Origin of the sequence: Streptococcus sp. DD11 (genome assembly GCF_001578865.1) — a bacterium.
In the GTDB taxonomy this organism is placed as follows: domain Bacteria; phylum Bacillota; class Bacilli; order Lactobacillales; family Streptococcaceae; genus Streptococcus; species Streptococcus panodentis.
The window spans coordinates 81,260-82,450 of record NZ_KQ969397.1 but is presented as its reverse complement, the minus strand read 5'-3'; the positions used below and the strand labels follow the sequence as shown (position 1 = coordinate 82,450).

Genomic DNA, 1,191 nt, shown 5'->3' with positions numbered 1-1,191 from the left:
TTGGGGGCCTCTCCATTCTTTAATAGAGCTCTGTACAGAAAATCAAATTAATTTATCTTTCCATACACCGCAAGGCCGTTTTTGCGGTCGATTTGTCGGACAAACAAATGGCAATGTTTTGCTGAGAAGGCAGCACTATCGATTGGCGGATGATGCACGATCTTTAGAGTATGCAAAACGTTTTATTCTTGCTAAAATTTCAAATTCTAGGAAGTATTTGCTGCGATTTAAACGAGATCATCGGGATAAGGTTGATAATCATCTTTTTGAAGAAGTGAACACAGAATTGACTTGGGCGTTGGAACAAGTTCAGTCAGCTGAAGATAAAGATTCCTTATTAGGAATTGAAGGACAGGCAGCTAATCAATATTTTCGTGTTTTTAATGATTTAGTATTGACGGATAAGGAGACTTTTCAGTTTAATGGCCGTACAAGACGACCTCCATTGGATTGTGTTAATGTTCTTTTATCATTTGGCTATAGTCTGTTAACCTATGAATGTCAGTCAGCCTTAGAATCTGTTGGTCTGGACAGCTATGTGGGCTTTTTCCATACGGATAGGCCTGGGCGCGCTAGCTTGGCTTTAGATTTGGTAGAGGAATTCCGTGCCTATATAGTTGACCGTTTTGTATTTTCTCTGATAAATAAAGGTCAGCTAACCAAGAAACATTTTGAATACAAGGAAAATGGCAGTGTTATATTAACAGAAAAAGGCCGCGCAATCTTTATTGAAGCGTGGCAAAAGCGAAAACATACAGAGGTTGAACATCCTTTTACAAAAGAAAAGGTCAAATTGATGTTGCTGCCTTATGTTCAAGCTCAACTATTAACGAAAGCAATTCGTGGTGAATTAGAATCCTATCCTCCGTTCTTAATTTAGGAGTTTGTTTATGATGGTATTAGTAACGTATGATGTCAATACGGAAACTGCGCAAGGAAGAAAGAGGCTGCGACACGTAGCGAAATTGTGCGTAGATTACGGACAGCGTGTTCAAAATTCGGTTTTTGAATGCTCAGTCACTCCCGCAGAATTTGTAGAGATAAAAAATGAACTATTAAGAATCATTGACCAAGAATCCGATAGTGTCCGATTTTATTTGCTTGGTAAAAATTGGCAGAATCGCTTAGAAACTATCGGTCGTGACGATAGCTACGATCCAGATGTGGGGGTGTTGCTTTTGTAAAATAATG

2 protein-coding genes are annotated in these 1,191 nt (G+C 38.8%); both read left to right on the top strand.

Annotated elements, in window-relative coordinates:
* Positions 1-880 (top strand): type I-C CRISPR-associated endonuclease Cas1c (gene cas1c, locus STRDD11_RS11420; protein WP_128837491.1); only part of this gene is annotated, 880 nt, incomplete at its 5' end.
* A 10-nt stretch (positions 881-890) separates the two neighbouring features.
* Positions 891-1,184 carry a CRISPR-associated endonuclease Cas2 gene (gene cas2, locus STRDD11_RS11415; protein ID WP_128837402.1) on the top strand — a complete coding sequence of 98 codons (294 nt, stop codon included), beginning with the start codon at positions 891-893 and terminating at the stop codon, positions 1,182-1,184.
* Positions 1,185-1,191 lie beyond the last annotated feature (7 nt).

Excerpts from the sequence above, each read along its gene's own strand:
- cas2 (WP_128837402.1), top strand. The coding sequence starts at position 891 with ATGATGGTATTAGTAACGTATGATGTCAATACGGAAACTGCGCAAGGA.